A 23,283-nucleotide genomic window follows, 5' to 3' on the forward strand; every position below is an offset into this window, starting at 1 on the left:
CACACCACCAACCGGAGGAGCACGACATGCACAGAACGCTTCGCACAGCTTCCCTCGTCACCGGCGCCGTCCTCGGCCTCACCGCGCTCGTCGCCCCCGCTGCGTCAGCCAGCCACGGCTCCTCGGGCGGGTCCGGCCACACCATCCTGCGCGCCGACCTGCAGGGCAGCATGCCCGGCGGTCCGATGATCGGGATGGTTCCCCCAGCCCCTCGCCCCTGGGTCGTCGACGAGGGTTTCGCCCGCGTCCGTGAGAACGGGCGGGTCCGTGTGCGGGTCGAGGGCCTGGTGATCCCGGGCGTCGGGACCGGCATGGTCAAGACGATCACCGCGACGGTCGTCTGCAACGGCATGCCCGTCGCCACGACGATGGCTGCTCCGCTCGACGCCGCCGGCGACGCGCGCATCGACGACACCGTGTGGCTGCCCGACTACTGCCACATGCCCGCCGTGCTGGTCAACCCCAACGGCAACCCCGCCGTCTACATCGCAGCCACCGGCCTCTGACCTTCGCCACCACTCGCGACGGACAGGTATGCCGGGTGGCCCGCCACCCGGCATACCTGACCGTGGGGCCGGGGCTCAGTCCTCGACGCGGAACGACGTCGTGGCGACGGTGACACTGCCGCCGGCGCTGCTGCGGATCGTGACGTGCACCGGGTCGGTGCGCTCGTAGGCGAAGACGGTGCCGCCGTAGCGTTGTCCGCCACCGTTGGCGACATCCCCGATGAGGGAGCCGTCCGCTCGGTAGGCGCGCAGGTGCGCGGCCGGGTCCGAGCTCCGCGCGGCGATGAGCAGCTGACCGCCCTGGCTTCTCGTCGCGTTGGTCCAGCACTTGCCGACCTCGATCCGGTCGACGTGGGCCGCTCGCGGCGCGGGCACGACCAGCCGACCCGGCTCGCTCGGCTCGGCGGTCCCGCTCGGGGTGGCCGGACCCGGGTCCGCGGCCATCGACGTCGCGGCGACCAGCGGCGTCGCGGCAGGAAGCGCTGCAGGCGACCGTCGGGGGTCGGACCCGCCCGCGCACCCGGACAGCGCCGCGCCGACGAGCAGCGCGGTGGCCGCCGCGGCGAGACGTTGCGCGGGCGAGGTCTCCGGTCGGGCTGACATGGGGCCCTCCTCGTCGTGGACGGAGCCCGGTGGACCGCCTCCGCGGGGAGGAGGAGGCGGTCCCCCGGGTCCATCTGCTTCGCCGTCGGGGCCGGGAGGTGCGGGCCCCGGCCCCGACGGCTCCTGCGGACGGCTGTCGGGGTCGGGGGGTGCGGCCCCGACAGCCACCGTGCCCTGCGCCTACTGCCGGATCTTGTCGAGCCTCGACGGGCCGCTGGTGCCGATCACCGAGCCGGCCGCGTTGAGCGACTTCACCGTCAGTGGCGTCTGCGCACACGGGGTGGCATACACGCCGCCGAGGTTGCAGGCCGGGGCGGGGGCCCCGACGGCCGTGACGGTGAACGAGCCGGGCGCGACGAGCGAGACCGTGAGGTTCGCAGCGCCGAGCGTCGCCGGGTCGAACATCGTGCCCGTCTCCGTGAGGTACGGCAGGAGCCGCATGCTGCTGACCGTCGTGTCCGTCGACGTCGCGGTCACGATCAGCCGCTGCTTGGACGTCCGGTACTCGACCGGGGTCAGCGTGACGTTGGTCGGCACCGATGCCGTGACCGTCACCGTGACGGACGTGGCCGGCGAGGACCCGTTGGCGTTCGTCGCCGTGACGCCGAAGGTGTAGGTCCCCGCCACGGTCGGCGTGAACTTCAGCTGCGACGACCCGGTGGCCGTGGCCGCCGACGGCGTCTGGCTGAGGGCCGGGTTGGCCGGGCCGGACGTCTGGCTCCAGACCCAGGTGGGCGCCGGCAGCGAGCTGCTCGTCGCCGTCAGGGTGACGAGGTTGCCCGCGGTCACCGTCTGGTTCTGGATCGGGCTGATCGTCGGCTTGGGTGCCGCCTGGACGGTGATCGTCGTGGCGTCGGAGGCGACGCCGCAGGCGTTCGAGACGGTGAACGTCAGGTGGTAGGTGCCCGCTGCGAGTCCCGTCGCGTTGAACGTCGGGGTCGTGGTGCCGGCACCGGTGAGCGCACCGTTGAGGTTCGTGCCTCCGGCCGACGTCCCGGCCGTCCACTGGAGGGTCACCGGGGTGGAGGCACCGGCGGTGACACTGCCGGACAGCGGGATCGTCCCACCGTTGGCGACGGAGTACGGAGCACCGTTGATCGTCGGCACGGCACACACGACGGCCGGTGCCGCCACGCTGCTGGGCCACGGGCTCAGGACGCCGGCCTGGACGCCGGTGAGCGACGAGTATCCGCCGTACGCCAGGAACGGGATCGAGTTGAAGTTGTTCTCCGGCACCGGGGAGCCGGGGACGTTCTCCGGGAAGATGTACTCACCGATCGGGGCGTGGTACTGCCCGTAGTAGATCCCGTTGGCCGCGGTCCTGGCGCTCGAGGTGCCCGGGACCTGGCTGCGGGGGTTCGCATCCAGGGTGCCCGGGACGAACTCGGACAGCCCGTCGACGACCGCGCGGACCTCACGCGTGGGCGGGATGAACTGCCCACCGGGTGGAGGCGTGCACGCCTTCTGGGTCGGGACCGTCGCCGTGCACGGGGGCCGGAACCGCCAGCGTCCGCGCACCGCACCGCCGGGAGGCCCGGGGTCGGGCATGATGGTGCCCCACTCGCGGTCGCTCGTCGCACCCGTGGCCGGGTTGATGTCCACTCCGTAGAGACGGATCATGCGCGTCTCGTCGGTGGTCATGCCCTCGAACCTCGTGCGCACGGCTGCCTCACCGGCACCGAAGATCGTCAGGCCACCGGTGCCGAGGATCGACACGTCGACGGACACGTAGGCGGGGTCGACGCCCGGCTGGGTGTAGATGCCGAGGCTCGCCACGATGGTGTGGGCGGAGATGTACTGCCCACCGTTGGCCCCGCCGTCCTGGATGAGGTTGCCGGCGAACGTCACGTAGTCGCCGATCTCGAAGGGCGCCTGCTTGCGCGGGTCCGCGCACGCCCCGCGGGCGCACGTGTTGGCGTCCACGTCGGCCGGCGAGTCCATCCGGAACATCGTGTATGCCGCGCCGGCCACCGGGAGCGCGGGCTGCGGGGTGATGCCCGAGGTGTCCGTCGTCCCGTCGTAGACCGGACGGTTCGTCTGCGGGCACTCGGGGTCGTCGTTCGTCGTCGTCGGCGCGCTGCGCGGGATGCACATCGGGAAGCCGGTCTCGGCGAGGATCGTCGGGTTGTCCTGGTCGACCTGGAAGCGGTCGTCCGGCGACGTCGCCCGGCCGTAGCGACCGGACGTCGTGGACCCGGCGATGGCGGGGTCGTTGATGCGCACGCGCGTGCCCGTGCCTGCGACGCCGGGCGTGCCGCCGACCTCCATCTCGCCGGTGGAGTAGTTGAGGTAGCTCACGTAGCCGGCCCCGTTGTTGAGGTCCTGCTCGGAGATGTCGACCATCCCGGCGATGTAGCGGTCACCGCTGCCGTTGACGACGCGGTTGCCGACGACGTGCACCTCGTACGTCGTGAGGGGCTTCGGGCTGTCGCCCAGGGCCATGCCGGTCTGGGTCGGGCCGTACGGCGCCGGTGCGTGGGTGAAGAGCTCCTGCCACGTCAGGGCGCTCGCCGGGAGGATGACGATCGTCTCCTTCGGGACGACGACCGTGTGACCGTTCAGCGTCAGCGTGCCACCTGAGTGCGGGTCGCTCGCCGAGTCGAGGGTCGCGGACTGCAGGAACCCGGTGATGTCGAACTGCGTGCTCGACGCCACCGCCGGGTTGATCGCCGGGGCGACCAGCGGGGTGGCAGCGCCGTGCGCCGCGTTGCTCGCCACGGGTCCCAGGCCCGCGGCGAGTGCGAGGGCGGCCGCGGCCGCGAGCAGTCGGTGTCGCCGGACACCGCCCCCCGGATCCGGTCCGCCTACGTGGCGCTTCGTGAGCGCACCCCCCAGTTGACTAGACATCTGCGTCCTCCATCCATCTCCTGCTGCGTTGACTGGCATTGACGTGGGGTGGCCCGCCCTGAACAGGGCTCCGCGACCGATCCCGCGGGTCGCGGCGGCACGGTGCCCGGGTGTCGGCTCCAGGGCCCGGGGTGCGCGTGGCGGCGGCGGCGCGCCGGCGAGGTCCGTGGCCGTCGGTGACCTTCCGGCCGGTCGGCGCGGCACAGCGCCTGCGGGTCGCCGGTCGACCCGGTGCCGGACGAGCGTCACATCGACTCATCACGATCCCCCCTCAAGGACTTGCGTCCATCGTGGGAGCCACGCCGCCGCCGGGCATGCGCCACGGTGGGGGGTGGCACTCCCCAAGAATTGGGGGACGACGGTCTGTGGTTATCCCGACGGGCGACACCAGGAGGTGCTACGCGCGACGCCGCGCGACGTCACGGTGCGGGATGCGACGAGGGCGGCTCCGACCATCGGGTCGGGGCCGCCCTCGTCGGGTCGTCCGGTCTCAGCGGGTCACTCCCACTCGATGGTGCCCGGCGGCTTGCTCGTGACGTCGAGGACGACGCGGTTGACCTCTTCGACCTCGTTGGTGATGCGGGTCGAGATCGTCGCGAGCACGTCGTAGGGCACCCGGGCCCAGTCGGCCGTCATGGCGTCCTCGGACGCGACGGGGCGCAGCACGACGGGGTGGCCGTAGGTGCGGCCGTCACCCTGGACGCCGACCGAACGGACGTCGGCGAGGAGCACGACCGGGCACTGCCAGATGTCGCGATCGAGGCCCGCTCGCGTCAGCTCCTCGCGGGCGATCGCGTCGGCGCGGCGCAGGATCGCGAGGCGCTCGGCGTCGACGGCGCCGATGATCCGGATGCCGAGGCCGGGTCCGGGGAACGGCTGGCGCCACACGATGACCTCGGGCACGCCGAGCTCGAGACCGACCTGACGCACCTCGTCCTTGAAGAGGGTGCGCAGCGGCTCGATGAGCGAGAACTGGAGGTCGTCGGGCAGGCCGCCGACGTTGTGATGGCTCTTGATGTTGGCCGCACCCTCACCGCCACCGGACTCGACGACGTCGGGGTAGAGCGTGCCCTGGACGAGCCACTTGACGGGGTGCTCCTCGTCGCCGCGGTCGTGGACGACGTCGCGCGCGGCCTGCTCGAAGACGCGGATGAACTGCTCGCCGATGATCTTGCGCTTCGTCTCGGGGTCGGTGACCCCGGCGAGCGCCTCGAGGAAGCGCTCACGGGCGTCGACGACGACGAGGTCGACGCCGGTGGCCTGGACGAAGTCCTGCTCGACCTGCTCGGCCTCGCCCTCGCGGAGGAGCCCGTGGTCGACGAAGACGCAGGTCAGCTGGTCGCCGACGGCCTTCTGGACCAACGCTGCCGCGACGGAGGAGTCGACGCCGCCGGACAGGGCGCAGAGGACGCGGTCCTCACCGACCTGGTCGCGGATCGTCGTCACGAGGTCGTCGACGACGTGACCGGGCGTCCAGTCAGGCGCGATGCCCGCGCCCTTCCAGAGGAAGTTCTCGAGGACGCGCTGGCCCTGCTCGGAGTGGAGCACCTCGGGGTGCCACTGGACGCCGTAGAGGCGTCGGTCGTCGTCCTCGAAGGCGGCGACCGGCGTGCCCGCGGTCGTGGCCGTCACCGCGAAACCCTCGGGTGCGGCGCTGACGGAGTCGCCGTGGGACATCCAGACGGTCTGGCTCGGCGGCTGGCCGGCGAAGAGCGTCGACCCGACGTCGCTGATCGCGGCGTCGGTCTTGCCGTACTCCCGGGCGCCGGTGCGGGCCACCGTGCCGCCGAGCGCCTGGGCCATCGACTGGAAGCCGTAGCACATGCCGAAGACCGGGACACCGGCCTCGAGCAGCGCCGGGTCGAGGCGCGGGGCGCCGTCCTCGTAGACCGAGCTCGGGCCGCCGGACAGGATGATCGCGGCCGGCTCCTTGGCGAGCAGGTCGACCACGGCCATCGAGTGGGGCACGACCTCGCTGTAGACCTGCGCCTCGCGGACGCGCCGCGCGATCAGCTGGGCGTACTGGGCGCCGAAGTCGACGACGAGGACGGGGTGGCTCTGGAGGTCGGTCGGCTCGTTCGGCACGGCGTCAGTCACGCGCCAAGACTATCGGCCCGGTGAAGGCTCCTCCGACGACGTCCCGTCGCCCGCGACGTAGGCCCGGGAGAGCAGCGCCTCGGTCTGGACGGTGTTGCGCCGCTCGGCGATCCACGGGAGCACCGGGACGAACCCGGCGAGGAGGTTCTTGACGATGCGCACCGGGCCCCACGCGGCCTTGAGGCCGAGGTTGGCGACCGACACGGCATACGCGAAGTAGATGATCCCGTGGATCGGGCTCCAGTACTCGGTGAGGACGTTGGTCTGCTTGAAGACGTACTTCATGACCATCTCGAGGATCAGCACGAAGAGGGCGATGCCGGCGACGGTCGCGAGGACCCGGTAGATCGACAGCGCCGACCGGATCTGCTGCGGCTTGGCCAGGGTCTGGGGGTACGTGCTCACGTCGTCGCGCCTTCTCTCGGTGCAGCGACGGGCTCGTCCGCCTGCTGCTCTGCTCGGAACATCTTCCACCACATCCAGATCGCGAAGATCCCGAAGACCCACCACTGGACCGCGTAGGCCGCGTTGCGCAGGTTGAGCGGGGCATCGAGCGGCGGCGGCGGGACGCGGGTCAGACCGGCGGCCGCGAGCGGTGTGCCCACCGTGGGCCCGGCGGACTCGGCCGAGGCCAGCACGACGACGTTGTAGAGATCGCCGGGCCACTCGTTGACGAGCGAGGCGAGGTCGACCGAGCGCACCTGCGGCGCGGGCAGCGGGGCGCCGTCGCGAGGCGACTCCCCCGGGCCCAGCGTGCCGGTCACCGTGACGACACCGGTCGGGGGCGCCGGCACGGACGCCGGTGTCCCGTCGACGAAGCCGCGCAGCACCGGGACGGTGCCACCCGCGGTCTCGAGCGGCGTCACGACCCAGGAGCCGACCCTGCCGTCGAGCCGGCGGTCGACGACGAGCAGGCTGCGCCCGGCGGCATACGTGCCCGTGACGGTGACGGCGCGGTTGGAGTAGTCGCTCTTGAAGTCGCTGTGCGGCGCGGTCACCTGCTCGAGGGGCGCCCGCTCGAGCGTCGAGGCCGTGGCCACGGCGTCCTGGCGGCCGGAGTCACGGGCCACGCCGAGCTGCCAGAGGCCGAGCAGGACGCACGCGGCGACGACGACGGCCAGGGCGGCGAGCATGCCGACCCAGCGAGGGGTGAGCAGGCGCCGGAACACGCCCCAAGGGTAGGTCACCTCCCGGGCTCCGACCTGACCCGGGGCGCCCATCCGTGCCAGACTCCTGCGCCATGTCCTCGTTGCGCCGACGCCGAGCAGGTATGCCGGGAGCCGCCGTCGTCGTTCCCGCCACCCTCGCCGTGGCGTCCCTGCTCGCCTCGTGCGGCGCCACCGACATCCCGACGCCGCGACGCACGGTCACCGTGACCGTCGACGCGCCGAGCACGGCGCGTGCCGGCACGCCGGCGGCGACGCCGACCCAGGTGCCGACGAGCGCGCCGACCTCGACGGACGTGCCGACGGCCCTCGCGGTCGGCAGGCTGCGCGGCGCACCCCGGTCGTTCGACGAGGCGAAGGCGCGCCTCGACGCGGGCCGCCCCGCGGCCTCCGTCAGCGACCGTTTCCGCAGCCCGAGCGGCAACATCGTGTGCCGCCGCAGCACCGACTCCGGCGTGGCCGCGTGCGAGGTGGAGAAGGGCCGGATCGACCCACCGCTGCCCTCGATCTGCCCGGCCGGTGGGCCGACGGACATCGGCCGCATCGAGCTCGGGCCCAAGGGCGCGGTGCCGGTGTGCAACTCCGACACGATCCGCACGGGCGGGGAGCCCGAGCTCGGCTACGGCTCACGCACCCCACCGTCGGGGACGACCGCCTGTCTCAGCGAGAGCTTCGGCGTGACGTGCATCGACGAGGCGAGCCGGCACGGCTTCTTCCTCGCGCGCGACACGTTCATCACCTTCTGAGGGCCCGACGCCCAGACGGCACAACCGGGCGCAGACGCGGACAAACGCGCACCGACCCGACGAACGGCATGGACCGTCAGATCTCGAATTGGTAACGACGGGGAGCGAAGGGCCTTCCTCGCCGCGCGCAGGTCTTGACTGCGAAAGTCGCGCCTCGGGGGCGCAGCGCAAGAACAGCGGCGGGCACGGCATCCCACAGGAAACTCACACTTCTAGGGACGGTCCTCGTGAGGCAATCACTGCACACCGGGCGTCGCAGGCTCATCGGCCTGCTCGCCACCGGAGCTCTCGTCACCGGCGCCATCGCGGCGTCACCGGTGCAGGCGGCTCCCAACGTCGGCAAGACCAAGGCCGACAACGCGGCATCGGGCAAGGCCCGCAACGACAACCTGCGCTCGCCACTGGCCGTGAAGCAGGACGCCATGCGCCAGAAGGCGCTCGAGAAGCGGCTCAAGGGCGACCCGAGCGCCCAGGGCAAGGTCGCCACGCTCGGCAAGGGACAGCACGTCCAGCTCGAACGCGAGGGCACCGACAAGATCTTCGTCGTCATCGTCGAGTTCGGCGACCAGCAGTACCCCAACCCGATCTTCCAGGGACCGCCGCCGGACGGCAGCACGACCGACGTGACCGGTCCGCGCCACAACGAGATCCCGGCGCCGAACCGCGCCGTCGACAACTCGACGCTGTGGCAGACCGACTACAACCGGGCGCACTACCAGGACATGTACTTCAACCGGATGGCGAAGTACTACGAGCGCCAGTCCTCCGGCCGCTACTCGGTCGAGGGCGACGTCACCGAATGGGTCAAGGTGCCCTTCAACGAGGCGCTCTACGGCCGCAACTACTGCGGCAGCATCGTCTGCAACACGTCGACCGCCCTCGTCCGTGACGCCCTCGCGGTCTGGGTCAAGAGCCAGCTCGACGCCGGCCAGACAATGGCCCAGGTCCAGACGTACCTCAAGACGTTTGACCAGCAGGACCGCTACGACATCGACGGCGACGGCAACTTCAACGAGCCCGACGGCGTCATCGACCACTTCCAGATCGTCCACGCAGGTGGCGACGAGGCCGCCGGCGACCCGAACCAGGGCACCGACGCCATCTGGAGCCACCGCTCCTTCGCGGCCGTCCAGGGCGGCGGGCCGCTCGGGGCCGGCGTCAACGTCGGCAGCAACGCGGGCCTCGTCTCGAGCTCCCTCGTGCCGAACAACCCGACGGGCGTCTGGGTCGGCGACTACACGATGCAGCCGGAGAACGGCGGCCTCGGCGTCTTCGCGCACGAGTTCGGTCACGACCTCGGCCTCCCGGACCTCTACGACACCTCCGGCAACACCGGCGGCGCCGAGAACAACACGGCCTTCTGGACTCTCATGAGCTCCGGCGCCAACATCGGCGACGGCGGCCCGGACGGGATCGGCGACGACCCGACCGACCTCGGCGCCTACGAGCTCTTCCAGCTCGGCTGGCTCCAGCCGCAGGGCAAGCAGGGGCCCTTCTACGACGTCGCGAACGCCGGCAAGCGCTCCTCGCACACCCTCGGTTCCAACGTGCCGGCGACGAAGCAGGCGCAGGCCCTCTTCACCGTGCTGCCGGACAAGATGGTGCCCCTCGAGCTCGGCGACCCCTACGAGGGCTCGAAGATGTACTACAGCGACGCGGCCGACGACCTCGACACGACGATGACGAGGTCCGTGACCCTGCCGGCCGGCACGGTCGGCCTCGCGGCCAAGGCCCGCTACAACATCGAGGAGGACTGGGACTACGCCTACCTGCGCGTCTCGGCCGACAACGGTGCCACGTGGACCCAGGTGCCGACGAACCTGTCACGCACCACCGACCCGAACGGCAACAACCTCGGACAGGGCATCACCGGCGTCAAGGCGTCGTGGACCGACCTCACGGCGAACCTCTCGCCGTGGGCCGGCAAGACCGTGCTCGTGCAGTTCCGCTACAAGGCCGACGGCGCTCAGGTCGGGCAGCCCGGGGTGGACACCCCGCCGCCGGGCCTGCAGCTCGACGCCATCGCGATCACGGGCCAGCCGCTCGACGGCGCCGAGACCGCGGCGGGCTGGACCTTCACGCCCGCGGACGGCAGCGGCTTCCGGGCCACCGCCGGATCGGTCCAGCGGGCCTTCTTCAACGCGTACATCGCCGAGAACCGCCAGTACGACGGCTACGACACGTCGCTGAGGACGGCCTACAACTTCGGGTTCCCGACGAAGCCGGACCTCGTCGAGAGCTACCCGTACCAGAACGGGCTGCTCATCAACTACTGGGACACCTCGCAGAACGACAACAACGTCGGTGACCACCCGGGGTCCGGGCTCGTCCTCCCGGTCGACGCCCACCCCGAGTTCACGCACTGGTCCAACGGCACGCTGATGCGCAACCGGATCCTCTCCTACGACTCGACCTTCGGGCTCGAGGCCACCGACGCGATCACGCTGCACAACCCGGCCGACGGCACCGCCGGCACCGTGGCCTCGAAGCCGGCCCAGTCGGTCTTCGACGACACGAGGACGTGGTGGTTCAGCAGTGACCAGCACGGAGCCACCGGCACCCACCCGGGCCGCTACCAGCCCGGCTGGTACAGCGTCGACGTGCCGAAGACGGGCACGACGATCCGGGTCGTCGGCACGTCGAAGCAGGGCAACTCGCTCAACGTCCTCGTCGCCCCGAAGTGAGGGGACGCCCCGACCGGGACGACCCGGCACCGCGGTCCGGAGCGATCCGGATCCGCAGCTGACAGGGAGGGCCCCGCCGACCAGTGGTCGGCGGGGCCCTTCGCTGCACCTAGGATTGGGTCACGACCGACGCAGAACTGGACCGAGCTCGACACACCCGACGACCGAGGGGCCGCCGTGGCGCAACTGTTGCTCCTGCACCTTCTCGCCGCCGCCCTCGCGCCGTGGCTCGCCACGGTCCTGCGCACGAAGGCCTTCCCCGTCCTCGCGCTCGCCCCTGCCGCCTCGTTCGTCTGGCTCGTCTCCGTCTCGAGTGATGTTCGCGCGGGCAACCTTCCGACACAACGGATCTCGTGGGTCCCTGGCCTCGGGATCGATCTCGACTTCCGTGTCACGACGCTCTCGTGGGTGCTCGGCCTCCTCGTCACCGGCGTCGGCGCCCTCGTCCTGCTCTACTGCACGTGGTACTTCACCGACCGCGACCCGACGCTGTGGCGCTTCACCTCGGTGTTCACGGCCTTCGCCGGCGCCATGCTCGGCCTCGTCCTCACCGACAACCTGCTCGTGCTCTACGTGTTCTGGGAGCTGACGACGGTCTTCTCCTACCTGCTCATCGGTCACAACCCGGCAAGCTCGACCAACCGCCGCGCGGCGATGCAGGCGCTCCTCGTCACGACGTTCGGCGGCCTCGCGATGCTCGTCGGCATCATCACCCTCGGGGTCCACCACACGTACTCGATCTCCGCGCTGATCGCCGACCCGCCGCCGCTCGACGCCCTGACCGTGACCGCCGTCGTGCTGCTGCTCGTCGGCGCCCTGTCGAAGTCGGCGCTCGTGCCGTTCCACTTCTGGCTCCCCGGCGCCATGGCCGCGCCGACGCCGGTCAGCGCCTACCTCCACGCAGCCGCGATGGTCAAGGCCGGCATCTATCTCGTCGCCCTGCTCGCCCCGGCCTTCGCGGGGGCCCCGGCCTGGCACGCCCTGACCGTGGGCCTCGGCCTCTTCACGATGCTCGTCGGCGGGTGGCGTGCCCTGCGACAGCACGACATCAAGCTGCTCCTCGCCTACGGCACCGTGAGCCAGCTCGGCTTCATCGTCGCGATCGCCGGACTCGGCACCAAGGCGTCCGCCCTCTCCGCGCTGGCCCTCGTCATCGCGCACGCCCTCTTCAAGTCGACGCTCTTCCTCACCGTCGGGGTCGTCGACAAGTGCACCGGCACCCGCGACCTGCGCGAGCTGTCCGGCGTCGGGCGTCGGCTGCTCCCGGTCGCCGTGCCCGCGACGCTCGCCGGCCTCTCGATGGCCGGCATCGTGCCGCTGGCGGGGTTCGTGTCCAAGGAGAGCGCGCTCGAGTCGCTGTGGGAGGACGTCCAGACCTCCACGCCGCTCCCGGCCCCGTGGAGCTGGCTGGCGATCCTCGGTGTCGTCGCCGGGTCGGCCCTGACCGTCGCCTACACGGCGCGCTTCCTCTGGGGCGCCTTCGCGACCAAGCCAGGCGTCGCCCCGACCCCGGTCAAGGCAGCGCACCCGGGCTTCGTCCTCGCACCGCTGCTGCTCGGCGTGGCGTGCCTGTTCGTCGGCCTCCTGTCGCCACTCGAGTCCCCGTGGCTGCTGCCGTATGCCGTGGGCTTCCCCGTCGGGGCCGAGCCGCAGTCGCTCGCCCTGTGGCACGGCGTCACCGTGCCGCTGATGCTCTCGCTCGTGTCGGTGGCCGTCGGGCTCGTCCTCTTCGCCCAGCGAGACCTCGTCGCCCGGGTGCAGTCCGGCGTCCCGCCGCTCGTCGACGGCGAGCGCGGCTTCGCCCGCACGCTGCGGTGGGTCGACCGCGGGGCCGTCGAGACGACCGCCGTGACCCAACGTGGCTCGCTCCCGATCTACCTGGCCGGCATCCTCATCGTCTTCGTCGCCCTGCCAGGTCTCGCGGCCGTGACCCGCGGCACGGTCCCGGACGTCCGGCTCTGGGACAACCCGGGGCAGGCCGTCGTCGGGGTCGTCGTCGTGACCGCCGCGGTGCTCGTGCTCGTGACCCGCCGCCGGCCCACGGCGGTCATGCTCGTCGGCGCGACGGGCTACGGCGTCTCGCTGCTCTTCATCCTCCACGGGGCTCCCGACCTCGCGATCACCCAGATGCTCGTCGAGACGGTGTCGCTCGTCGTCTTCGTCCTCGCGCTGCGCCGACTGCCGACGAAGTTCACCCGCCACCCCCACTCGCCGTCGCGCACGTGGCGCATCGCGCTCGGTGTGGCCGTCGGGGCGTCCGTCGGAGCCATCGCGCTCGTGGCCTCCGGGGGCCGCACCGCCGAGCCCGTGTCGGCCGGGTTCCCCACGGAGGCCTACGCCTTCGGCCACGGCAAGAACATCGTCAACGTCACGCTCGTCGACATCCGCGCCTGGGACACCCTCGGCGAGGTGTCGGTCCTCGTGGCCGCCGCGACCGGCATCGCCAGCCTCATCTTCGTCCGCACCCGCAACACCCGGATCTCTCGCGCGACGTCGAAGTCGCTGCCGTCGAGCAACGCCGGCCGTGGCACGTGGCTGCACGGGGGGCGGACGATGCGCAAGGAGAAGCGTTCGGTCATCTTCGAGGTCGTGACGCGGCTCGTCTTCCACATCATGCTCGCGGCCTCGCTCTTCCTTCTCTTCGCCGGCCACAACCAGCCCGGTGGCGGATTCGCCGGAGGTCTCGTCGCGGGACTCGCGCTCGTCGTGCGCTACCTCGCGGGCGGCCGCTACGAGCTCGACGAGGCCGCGCCGTTCGACGCCGGGCTCCTCGTCGGTCTCGGCCTGCTCGTCGCGGTCGGCTCCGCCCTCGCCCCGCTCGCGTTCGGCGGGACGATCCTCGAGACGACGGCCGTCGACTTCACCCTCCCGCCGTGGGGCGAGGTGCACCTCGTGACGTCGCTCGTCTTCGACGTCGGCGTCTACCTCATCGTCGTCGGCATGATGCTCGACATCGTCCGCAGCCTCGGCACCGGCATCGACCGGCAGATCGCCGAGGAGGAGGCCGCGGAGACCGACGAGACCGACGCCTCCTCGGGCGGCCGGGCAGAGGTGGCCCGCTCATGACGACGCTCGCCCCCGGACTCATCGAGTCGACGCTGCAGCCCAACATCACGCTCGTCCTCGTCACCGTCGGGCTCGTCGCCGCCGGCACGGCGCTCGCACTCGACCGCAGCCTCGTGCGCGTCCTGCTCGGCATGGTGCTCATCGGCAACGGCATCGCCGTGCTCTACCTCGTCATCAGCGGGCGCGCCGGGCGCGCACCGTTCGTCGGCGAGGACCCCGCCGCGATCAGCGACCCGCTGCCGCAGGCCATGGTGCTGACGGCGATCGTCATCTCGCTCGCGACCATCGGCTTCCTGCTCGCCCTCTCCTACCGCCTGTGGCAGATCTCCGGCACCGACGACGTGCCCGACGACGCCGAGGACGCCCGCATCCAGCGCCTCGCCCTCGAGGACCAGACGTCCTCGACCTACGACCCGTCCGAGGAGTCGACGACGACGTCGGACGAGCTCGCGGACGGCGACGGGAGCCCTCGACCATGAACGTCACCGCCGTGCCCAACCTCGTGCCGCTGCCGGTGCTGCTCCCGCTCCTCGGCGCCGCCCTGACCCTCGCCTTCCGGCGGTCCCCGCGCCTGCAGCGGGGCGTCAGCATCGCCGTGCTCGCCGCCGTCGTCGTCGTCGCCGGGGTCCTCCTGTGGCAGACCGACGTCAACGGCCCGCAGGTGCTGTGGCTCGGCGCGTGGCAGGAGCCGCTCGGCATCTCGCTCGTCGCCGACCGCCTCAGCGCCCTCATGCTCCTCGTGTCGGGCATCGTCACGCTGCTCGTGCTCGTCTTCGCCATCGGGCAGGGCCAGGCCGACAGCGACGACGAGAGCGAGAGCGAGACCCCGCTCACGATCTTCCACCCGACCTACCTCGTGCTCTCGGCCGGCGTCGCCAACGCGTTCCTCGCCGGTGACCTCTTCAACCTCTTCGTCGGCTTCGAGATCCTCCTCTTCAGCTCCTACGTCCTCATCACGCTCGGCGGCTCGGCCGCGCGCATCCACGCGGGCACGACGTACGTCGTCGTCAGCCTGCTCAGCTCCGCGCTCTTCCTCGTCGCCATCGCCGCGGCGTATGCCGCGACCGGCACGGTCAACCTCGCCCAGCTGGCGATCCGCATCGGTGACCTCGCCCCCGGTGTCGCGCTCGTGCTCCAGCTCTCGCTACTGACGGCGTTCGCCATCAAGGCCGCCGTCTTCCCGATGTCGGCGTGGCTTCCCGACAGCTACCCGACCGCGCCGGCACCGGTCACGGCCGTCTTCGCCGGCCTGCTGACGAAGGTCGGCGTCTACGCGATCATCCGCACCCAGACGCTGCTCTTCCCCGACTCGCCGCTGCAGGGGCTGCTCATGTGGGCCGCGCTGCTCACCATGGTCATCGGCATCCTCGGCGCCGTGTCCCAGTCGGGCCTCAAGAGGATCCTGTCGTTCACGCTCGTCAGCCACATCGGCTACATGATCTTCGGCATCGCGCTGGCGACGCCCGAAGGCACCGCCGGTGCGATCTTCTACGTCGCGCACCACATCACGATCCAGACGGCGCTCTTCCTCATCACCGGCCTCGTCGAGCGCCTCGCCGGCACGACGTCCCTCGACCGCCTCGGCGGCCTCGCCGTAGCCTCCCCCGTGCTCGCGACGCTCTTCTTCGTCTCGGCGATGAACCTCTCGGGCATCCCGCCGCTCTCGGGCTTCCTCGCCAAGGTCGGGCTGCTCCACGCCGGGATCGAGCTCGGCACGCCGCTCGCCTGGGTGCTCGTCGTCGGCGGCATCGTCACGAGCCTGCTGACCCTCTACGCCCTGACCAAGGTCTGGAGCCAGGCGTTCTGGCGCACCCTCGCCGACGCCCCGCGCTCGACCGAGACGGCAGCGGCCATCGAGGCGGGCACCCTCGACGTCGAGCCGAGCGCCGACCCCGCCGGCACCGTCCTCGTCGAGACCGTCCGCGTCGACACCGGCCCCCGAGCGCTGCCCCGCACCATGCTCGGCGCCACCGCCGCCATGACGGTCGTCGGGCTGCTCATCACCGTCGTCGCCGGACCGCTCTTCGCCTACACGCAGCGCGCGGCCACCGACCTCATGAGCCGCGAGCCCTACATCACGAGCGTCCTTCCCGTGGAGGTCCGCCGATGACCGACGTCCGGATGGCCACGGCCGCGCACGAGCCCGAGTCGCCGCGCCGTCGGCGGCGGGTCCTGCAGCCGCGTGCCGTCGCGACGATCGCCCTCGCGTGGGTCCTGCTCTGGGACCGCGTCACGTGGGGCAACGTCGTCAACGGCGTCCTCGTCGGCCTGCTCGTGACGTACGCGTTCCCGCTCCCCTCGATCGAGTTCCAGGGGCGGCTTCGACCGCACCGCGTGCTCCTGCTCATCGCGCACTTCCTCGTCGACCTCGTCGGCGCCTCGTGGCAGGTCATCCGGCTCGCCTTCGGCCGCCGGAGCCCGCGCAACGCCGTGATCGAGGTGCAGCTGCGCTCGCGGTCCGACTTCTACCTCACCCTGACCGCCGAGCTCGTGGCCCTCGTGCCCGGCTCGGTCGTCATCGACGCCCGGCGCTCGACCTCAGTGCTCTACCTGCACCTGCTCGACGTCGAGCGGGAGGGCGCCATCGAGGCCCAGCGCGCCCACGTCCTCGCGGTCGAGCGGCGCGTCGTCCGGGCCCTCGGGTCCCGCGAGGAGATCGCCGCGCTCGAGACCGGCCGTCCGGGGGCAGCCGCACCGGACCCGGCGAGCGCCCCTCGTGATGCAGGCGACCACCCCGACCGCGCCGAGGCGCCGGGCCTCGACGACACCGTCGAGGCGCCGGGCGTCGACGACACCATCGACCGCGACGGGGAGGAGCGCCCGTGACCATCGTCCTCGGCATCTCGCTCGCCATGCTCGGCGCCGCGGCGGCGCTCGTCCTCGTGCGCCTCTTCACGGGTCCGAGCAACCTCGACCGCATCGTCGCCGCCGAGATCCTCCTCGTCGTCGTCATCGCCGGGGTCGCGCTCGAGTCGGCCCGCCAGCGGACCACGACCTACCTGCCGCTGCTCATGATCCTCGGGCTCGTCGGCTTCGTCGGCGGCGTCGCCGTCACCCGCTTCCTGTCCCGTGACTCCGACGAGCCCGATGCGGTCGAGGCCGACCATCCGGAGCCGCGACAGCAGCCCGAGGGGTGGGAGCAGTCATGACGTGGTCGTCCGTCCTCGACGTCGCCGGGGCCGTGTGCCTCCTGCTCGGCTCGTTCCTCTGCCTGGCCGGGGCCGTCGGCCTGATCCGCTTCCCCGACACGCTCTCTCGCCTGCACGCGGCGACGAAGCCACAGACCCTCGGGCTCATCCTCATCCTCGCCGGGCTCGCCCTGACGCTGCGCACCTGGGCGGCGGTCACGACGCTCGTCCTGCTCGCCGCGACGCAGTTCTTCACCTCCCCGGTCTCCGCGCACCTCGTCGGGCGGGCGGCCTACCGCAACCGCTGCGTCGACCCGGACACCCTCGACGTCGACGAGCTCTCCGACGCTCTCGACCGCTCGGGCTGGGACCCCACGCGCTGACGCGAGGCGGCCACACGGCATACGCCATCAGCGGTTGACCTCAAGCCTGCTCGAGCTCCTACGGTCGGCCCGTGGCCCCCACGGAAAATGGCATGAGGCATACCCGCGCCGAACGTACGATGAACCAAGTGATCTCGCTGCCCCACGCCGACCCCGGCACTCCCGACCTGACCAGCCCGACGGCCTACCTCCGCTGGGTCGGCAAGGGCCAGTGGCGCACCCTCGTCGTCGCCATCGCCTTCGGCATCGTGTGGCTCGTCAGCCAGGCACTCTTCCCCGCGGCGATGGGCAAGGCCATCGACGAGGGCATCATCGGCGGCGACCCGGGCTCCCTCCTGCTGTGGTGCGGCATCCTCGTCGGTCTCGTGACCATCAGCGCCCTGTCCGGCGCGATGCGGCACAAGTACGCCGTCGCCAACTGGATGCAGGGCGCCTTCCGCTCGGCCCAGCTCATCGGTCACAAGGCGGCCGACACCGGTGAGGCCCTGTCGCGCTCGGTCCCGACCGGCGACGTCGTCGCGACGGTCAGCTCCGACGCGATGCGCATCGGTGGGCTCTACGACGTGTCGGCGCGGTTCGCCGGCGCCGTCGTGTCCTACGTCGTCGTCGCGCTCATCCTGCTCGGCGCCTCGGCGCCGCTCGGCCTCGTCGTCCTCATCGGCGTCCCCGTGCTCGTCGCCTGCCTCACCTTCATCGTCCGCCCGCTCCAGGCGCGCCAGCTCGCCCAGCGCGAGGAGGCCGGCAAGCTCATCGGGCTCGGCGCCGACACCGTCGCCGGGCTGCGTGTGCTGCGCGGCATCGGCGGCGAGCACACCTTCCTGAGCAGGTATGCCGTCCAGTCGCAGTCCGTGCGCCAGGTGGGCAACCGGGTTGCCGGCTACCAGGCGGCGCTCGACGCGGCGCAGGTGCTGCTGCCCGGGCTCTTCGTCCTCGTCGTCGTGTGGCTCGGGGCACGCTTCGCGATCGCGGGCGAGATCACGGCGGGGCAGCTCGTCGCGTTCTACGGCTACACGGCCTTCCTCGTCATCCCGCTCCGCACGGCGACCGAGATGGTCGACCGGGCGACCCGGGCCCACATCGGTGCCCGCAAGCTGACGAAGATCCTGCGCGTCCAGCCCGACCACGTCGAGACCGCGGACGCCCAGCCGCTGCCCACCGGGCCCGCTCGCCTCTACGACCCGCGCAGCGGCGTCACCATCGAGCCCGGCCGGTTCACCGTCGTCGTGTCGGCACGCCCGGAGGAGTCCGCGGCCCTCGCCGACCGGCTCGGTCGCTTCGGTGCCGGGGAGACGGACGTGCGGCTCGACGGCACGCGCCTGGCCGACGCCTCGCTGGCCGAGGTGCGCCGCCGCGTCGTCGTGTCCGAGACCGACCCACGCCTCTTCACCGGCACGCTGCGCGACGAGCTCGACCCGTGGGGTGACCACGACGACGCCTCCATCCTCGACGCCCTGTCGGTGGCAGGTGGCGACGACGTGCTCGAGGCGCTGCCCGGCGGTCTCGACAACGAGGTCGAGGAGCGCGGCCGCGCCTTCTCCGGCGGCCAGCGCCAGCGACTCGCCCTGACCCGCGCCCTCCTCACCCAGGCCGACACCCTCGTGCTCGTCGAGCCCACGAGCGCCGTCGACGCCCACACCGAGGCCCGCATCGCCGGGCGCCTGACCGCGGCCCGCGCCGGACGCACGACCGTCGTCATGTCGGCGAGCCCGCTCATCCTCGACCAGGCCGACCACGTCGTCTTCCTCCGCGGGGGCACGGTCGCTGCGACGGGCACCCACAGCCGGCTCATGGCCGACGTACCCGACTACCGACGCACCGTCGTCCGAGGAGAGGAGGACTGATGTCGCTGACACCAGCGCCGTCCACGCGCACGCTTCCCGTGGCCGACATGGACTCGGTCAAGGACCACACCCGCGGCCTGCTCCGCCGCCACCGCGGCAGCCTGCTCACCGTCATCGGCCTGCACGCCGTCGCCGCCTGCGCCGCGCTCGTCGCTCCCCGCGTCATCGGCCTGCTCGTCGACGAGATCAGCCACGGCCGGTCGCTCGAGGTCGTCAACCGGCTCGCGCTCTGGATCGCCGGCGCGGTCGTCGTCCAGACCGTCGTCACGTGGTTCGCCCGGCGCGCCTCCTTCGTCATGGGCGAGACGATCTTCGCCGAGCTGCGCGAGCAGTTCATGGGCCGCGTCGTCGAGCTGCCCCTGTCGACGGTCGAGCGGGCCGGCACGGGCGACCTCGTCTCGCGGACCACGAACGACGTCGAGGCCCTCTCGCACGTCATCCGGTTCGGCATCCCGTCGATCTTCGTCGGCGCCGTCACGACGGCGATCACCGTCGTCGCGGCCTTCCTCACGGGGTGGCAGGTCGCGCTCGCCGTCGTCGTCGGCGTCCCGATCCTCGTGATGTCGACGCGGCGCTACCTGAGATACGCGCCCGACGGCTACCTGCGCGAGCGCGCGACGTACGCCGTGCTCAACGGTGTCGTGACGGAGTCGGCCGACGGCGCCCGCACCGTCGACGCCCTCGGCCTGCGCAGCCGCCGCCGGCAGCGCATGGACGACGCGCTGCACGACTGCTACGACGCCGAGCTCTACACGCTGAAGCTGCGGATGCGGTGGTTCCCCTCCGTCGAGTTCGCCTTCTTCGCGCCCGTCGCCGTGACCCTCCTGTGGGGCGGCTGGCTCATCTCGCGCGACGTCGCGACGGCCGGCACCGTCACGGCGGTGGCCCTCTACGTCCAGCAGATGGCCGGGCCGCTCGACGAGCTCATCTCGTGGCTCGACGAGATCCAGGTCGGTGCGACCTCGCTCGCCCGGGTCATCGGTATCGCCGACGTCCCGGCCGACCGCTCCGCGACCGGTGAGGAGCCGGAGGACGACCACCTCGAGGTCGAGGACGTCCACTACTCCTACCGCGCCGGCCGCGACGTGCTGCGTGGCGTCTCCCTCGACCTGCAGCCGGGCGAACGCCTCGCCATCGTCGGTCCCTCCGGAGCGGGCAAGTCGACGCTGGGACGGCTCATGGCCGGCATCGACGGTCCGCGCCAGGGCCGGGTCGACGTCGGTGGCGTCCGCCTCGTCGACCTCGAGCTCGCGCAGCTGCGCGGCCAGGTCGCGCTCGTGACGCAGGAGCACCACGTCTTCGTCGGGTCGCTCGAGGACAACCTGCGTCTCGCCCGCCCCGAGGCCTCCCGCGAGCAGCTGCTCGAGGCCCTCGCCGCGGTCGACGCACGCGGCTGGGCGCTCGAGCTGCCCGACGGGCTCGACACCGTCGTCGGCTCCGGCGGTCACCGGCTCACCGAGCCGCAGGCCCAGCAGCTCGCCCTCGCACGGCTCGTCCTCGCCGACCCGCACACGCTCGTCCTCGACGAGGCGACCTCGCTCCTCGACCCGCGTGCGGCCCGCCACCTCGAACGATCGCTCGCCGCCGTCGTCGACGGCCGCACCGTGGTCGCCATCGCGCACCGGCTCATGACCGCGCACGACGCCGACCGCGTGTGCGTCGTCGAGGACGGACGCATCAGCGAGATCGGCTCGCACGAGGAGCTGCTCGAGGCCGACGGGGCGTATGCCGCCCTGTGGCGCTCGTGGCGCGACGAGCCGCAGCCCGCCCGCTGACGACCGGCCGGCAGCCTCCGGGACACCCGGGACGACGGGGCCACTCGACGATCACGTCGGGTGGCCCCGTCGTCCCACCGGACCTCGCAGCCAGCCGTCGAGTGGCCCCGTCGTCACACCGCGCAAGAAGAGTTCTGGCAACTTCGGCAAATAAATGGCAGATGCCGTAACCCCCCTCGGGCTGCGTCGTTGTCAGCGCGGTGCCGGGCTGTTTCTCGACCGGTTGCTAGCCCGCACCGCCGGGTGGGGCCGTCTCTGAGGGGTGACGGCCTCACCCTCCCTCATCTCGGGGTGGGTGCGGTGCGCAGACCCGCCGGTCAGGGGTACCACAGGCTCCCGGTGACGGCCGAGAAGAGCAGGAGCGGCACCCCCGCCGAGACGAGCAGGCTGCCCACCCATCTCGGGCAGTGCACGACGGCCGACACGAGCGCCGCAGCCACGAGCAGCGCCGCACGCACGACCCCGGGCAGCAGGAGCGCCGCGAGCACGAGTCCCGCCACGATCGCCTGCTGCTCCCGCGTCGCCGTCTGGTCGGCCGGCTGCGCCTCAGGCCCGCCCCCCGAGGTGTTGGCAGTGTTCGCAGTGTTCGAGCTGTCCGCCTCGATGTCCATCCGTGCCCTCCCCTGACGTCCGATGTCTCGTCCGGTCGTGGGCGCACCTGTGGGGGTCAGGGCACCGTCGACCGCACACGGCAGGGTAGCGGCCCGACAGCCCGGGACGCGCTCAGGCGTCGACGAGTCGGTAGGCCTCACCCTGGGCCGGGCGCTGGTCGGCCTCGCCGTGCACGGGCCACAGCGACACGGCCCGCTCGGCCTGCGCCGTGATGGTCAGGCTCGGGTTGACCCCGAGGTTGGCCGAGACCGCCGACCCGTCGAGCACGTGCAGGCCCGGGTAGCCCCACACCCGCTGGTAGGGATCGACCACCCCGTGCTCCGGCGAGTCGGAGATGACCGCTCCGCCGAGGAAGTGCGCCGTCATCGGGATGTCGAGGACCTCACCGACGGACGACCCGGGCCAGGCCCGCTCCCCCGTCGTCCGCTCGAGCCTCGACGCCATGGCGCGCACGGCCTCGTTGCCCTCGGGGATGTAGGTCGGGTTGGGTTCGCCGTGGCCCTGCGTCGACGTCAGGTGCCAGCCGAGGAGGCCACGCCGACGGCGCACGGTGATCGAGTTGTCGCTCGACTGCATGACGAGCGCGATGACGGTGCGCTCGCTCCAGCGCCGGCTCGACAGCGACCGCGCGAACACCCACGGGTGCCGCGCTGCCGTCCCGGCGAACCGCACCCATCGCGGGACGCGTCCGCCTCCGTCGACCTGCAAGACGGCGAGCGCCCCCATGAGGTTCGAGCCCTTGCCGTAGCGGACGTTCTCCACGTGCGTCGTCTCGGAGACGTGGAAGCTCGACGTGATCGCGACGCCCCGCGTCAGGTCCACGCCGTCGGGCACCCGAGCGGTCATCGCGCCGCCGAGCGCCTCGGAGTTCGTCCGGGTCAGCTTCCCGAGCGCGTCGGACAGTCGCGGCAGCCCTCGCTCCTCGGGCTCCGCCTTCATCGCCTGGAGCAGCTGGGCCGTGCCCCACGCCCCCGCCGCGACGACGACCTGACCGGCCGTGACGGTGCGCTCCCCCGCCCGACGCCGACCCCACGACCCGCTGCGGACCGTCGTGACGGCATACCCCTGCCCCGGCGCAGCCGGGTCGAGCGGTCGCACCCGGGTCACCGTGCGCAGCGGCTCGATGGTGACCCCGCGTCTCTCGGCGAGCGCGAGGTAGTTCTTGACGAGGGTGTTCTTGGCGCCGACGCGGCAGCCGACCATGCAGTTGCCGCACTCGGTGCACCCGGTGCGGGCCGGCCCCTCGCCGCCGAAGTAGGGGTCGGGGACGCGCTTGCCGGGCTCGCCGAAGAAGACGCCGACCGGCGTCTTGCGGAAGCTCTCACCGACGCCGAGGTCGGCCGCCGTGTCGCGCATCAGCTGCTCCACGGGGCCGTCGCACGGGTTGACGGTCACGCCGAGCATCCGCTGGGCCGTGGCGTAGTGCGGCGCGAGCTCGGCCTGCCAGTCGGTGATGTGCCCCCACTGGCGGTCGCGGAAGAACGGCGCCGGCGGCACGTAGAGGGTGTTGGCGTAGTTGAGCGACCCCCCACCGACGCCGGCGCCCGCGAGGACGAGACAGTCGGGCAGCCGGTGGATGCGCTGGACCCCGAAGAGGCCGAGGCGTGGCGCCCAGAGGTAGCGGCGCACGTCCCAGCTCGTCCGGGCGAAGTCGTCGTCCTCGAAGCGGCGGCCGGCCTCGTAGACGTGGACGCGATAGCCCTTCTCGGCGAGACGCAGCGCGGCCACGGACCCACCGAAGCCGGACCCGATGACGACGACGTCGTGGTCGAACTCCATGGCGTCAGCCTAGGGAGCCGGCCCCGCAAAGGCTACCGTCAGTAACCTTC

The 23,283-nt window shown here is 72.0% G+C and carries 18 protein-coding genes; 11 read left to right on the top strand and 7 right to left on the bottom strand.

Translation table 11 applies throughout. From position 1 onward, the window contains the following. The first annotated feature begins 26 nt into the window (after positions 1 to 26). Entirely contained in the window at positions 27 to 506 is a 480-nt protein-coding gene (locus H283_RS0117560) for a hypothetical protein (RefSeq protein WP_020144840.1), read from the top strand. A 75-nt stretch (positions 507 to 581) separates the two neighbouring features. On the opposite strand, the gene H283_RS0117565 is transcribed toward H283_RS0117560, so the two are convergent. From H283_RS0117565 to H283_RS0117585, 5 genes are all read right to left on the bottom strand, one after another. Then, positions 582 to 1,109: a hypothetical protein gene (locus H283_RS0117565; RefSeq protein WP_020144841.1), complete on the bottom strand. Its 528-nt coding sequence runs from the start codon at positions 1,107 to 1,109 to the stop codon at positions 582 to 584. A gap of 180 nt (positions 1,110 to 1,289) precedes the next feature. Continuing rightward, positions 1,290 to 3,956: a hypothetical protein gene (locus H283_RS0117570; RefSeq protein WP_156023286.1), complete on the bottom strand. Its 2,667-nt coding sequence runs from the start codon at positions 3,954 to 3,956 to the stop codon at positions 1,290 to 1,292. 498 nt (positions 3,957 to 4,454) lie between these two features. After that, a complete protein-coding gene (guaA, locus tag H283_RS0117575) occupies positions 4,455 to 6,053 on the bottom strand; it encodes a glutamine-hydrolyzing GMP synthase (protein WP_020144843.1) in 1,599 nt (532 codons plus the stop codon). 9 nt (positions 6,054 to 6,062) lie between these two features. Beyond that, positions 6,063 to 6,458, bottom strand: a complete 396-nt coding sequence (locus H283_RS0117580; protein ID WP_020144844.1) for a DUF3817 domain-containing protein — start codon at positions 6,456 to 6,458, stop codon at positions 6,063 to 6,065. Then, positions 6,455 to 7,222 carry an SURF1 family protein gene (locus tag H283_RS0117585; RefSeq protein ID WP_043650066.1) on the bottom strand — a complete coding sequence of 256 codons (768 nt, stop codon included), beginning with the start codon at positions 7,220 to 7,222 and terminating at the stop codon, positions 6,455 to 6,457. Before H283_RS0117585 ends, H283_RS0117580 begins: the two co-directional genes overlap by 4 nt. A gap of 71 nt (positions 7,223 to 7,293) precedes the next feature. Between H283_RS0117585 and H283_RS0117590 the strand changes: the two genes are divergently transcribed. From H283_RS0117590 to H283_RS0117635, 10 genes are all read left to right on the top strand, one after another. Then, complete coding sequence (locus H283_RS0117590) at positions 7,294 to 7,965, top strand: hypothetical protein (protein WP_156023288.1); 672 nt, start codon at positions 7,294 to 7,296, stop codon at positions 7,963 to 7,965. 227 nt (positions 7,966 to 8,192) lie between these two features. After that, positions 8,193 to 10,649, top strand: a complete 2,457-nt coding sequence (locus H283_RS0117595; protein ID WP_020144847.1) for an immune inhibitor A domain-containing protein — start codon at positions 8,193 to 8,195, stop codon at positions 10,647 to 10,649. Positions 10,650 to 10,826: 177 nt separating this feature from the next. Then, the gene (locus H283_RS0117600; protein WP_043649991.1) at positions 10,827 to 13,715 is read left to right on the top strand and encodes a Na+/H+ antiporter subunit A; all 2,889 of its coding nucleotides are present in this window, start codon (positions 10,827 to 10,829) and stop codon (positions 13,713 to 13,715) included. Then, positions 13,712 to 14,194, top strand: coding sequence for a Na(+)/H(+) antiporter subunit C (locus H283_RS0117605; protein ID WP_020144849.1), 483 nt, complete (start codon positions 13,712 to 13,714; stop codon positions 14,192 to 14,194). Before H283_RS0117600 ends, H283_RS0117605 begins: the two co-directional genes overlap by 4 nt. Continuing rightward, a complete protein-coding gene (locus H283_RS0117610; RefSeq protein ID WP_020144850.1) occupies positions 14,191 to 15,825 on the top strand; it encodes a Na+/H+ antiporter subunit D in 1,635 nt (544 codons plus the stop codon). Before H283_RS0117605 ends, H283_RS0117610 begins: the two co-directional genes overlap by 4 nt. Next, entirely contained in the window at positions 15,822 to 16,541 is a 720-nt protein-coding gene (locus tag H283_RS25630) for a Na+/H+ antiporter subunit E (RefSeq protein ID WP_020144851.1), read from the top strand. The genes H283_RS0117610 and H283_RS25630 overlap by 4 nt, the downstream gene beginning before the upstream one ends. Further along, positions 16,538 to 16,864, top strand: coding sequence for a monovalent cation/H+ antiporter complex subunit F (locus H283_RS0117620; RefSeq protein ID WP_020144852.1), 327 nt, complete (start codon positions 16,538 to 16,540; stop codon positions 16,862 to 16,864). The genes H283_RS25630 and H283_RS0117620 overlap by 4 nt, the downstream gene beginning before the upstream one ends. Beyond that, positions 16,861 to 17,226, top strand: coding sequence for a monovalent cation/H(+) antiporter subunit G (gene mnhG / locus H283_RS0117625; RefSeq protein ID WP_020144853.1), 366 nt, complete (start codon positions 16,861 to 16,863; stop codon positions 17,224 to 17,226). Before H283_RS0117620 ends, mnhG begins: the two co-directional genes overlap by 4 nt. Positions 17,227 to 17,345: 119 nt before the next feature. Beyond that, the gene (locus tag H283_RS0117630) at positions 17,346 to 19,067 is read left to right on the top strand and encodes an ABC transporter ATP-binding protein (protein ID WP_043649994.1); all 1,722 of its coding nucleotides are present in this window, start codon (positions 17,346 to 17,348) and stop codon (positions 19,065 to 19,067) included. Next, positions 19,067 to 20,842, top strand: a complete 1,776-nt coding sequence (locus H283_RS0117635) for an ABC transporter ATP-binding protein (protein WP_020144855.1) — start codon at positions 19,067 to 19,069, stop codon at positions 20,840 to 20,842. Before H283_RS0117630 ends, H283_RS0117635 begins: the two co-directional genes overlap by 1 nt. Before the next feature lie 317 nt (positions 20,843 to 21,159). Here H283_RS0117635 and H283_RS0117640 read toward each other — a convergent pair whose 3' ends face one another. Both H283_RS0117640 and H283_RS25635 read right to left on the bottom strand, forming a co-directional pair. Next, positions 21,160 to 21,453, bottom strand: a complete 294-nt coding sequence (locus H283_RS0117640; protein ID WP_020144856.1) for a hypothetical protein — start codon at positions 21,451 to 21,453, stop codon at positions 21,160 to 21,162. Between the two features lie 112 nt (positions 21,454 to 21,565). Next, the gene (locus tag H283_RS25635; protein ID WP_020144857.1) at positions 21,566 to 23,233 is read right to left on the bottom strand and encodes a GMC oxidoreductase; all 1,668 of its coding nucleotides are present in this window, start codon (positions 23,231 to 23,233) and stop codon (positions 21,566 to 21,568) included. Between the last annotated feature and the right edge of the window lie 50 nt (positions 23,234 to 23,283).

Origin of the sequence: Terracoccus sp. 273MFTsu3.1 (assembly GCF_000383675.1) — a bacterium.
Taxonomy (GTDB): Bacteria; Actinomycetota; Actinomycetes; order Actinomycetales; family Dermatophilaceae; genus Terrabacter.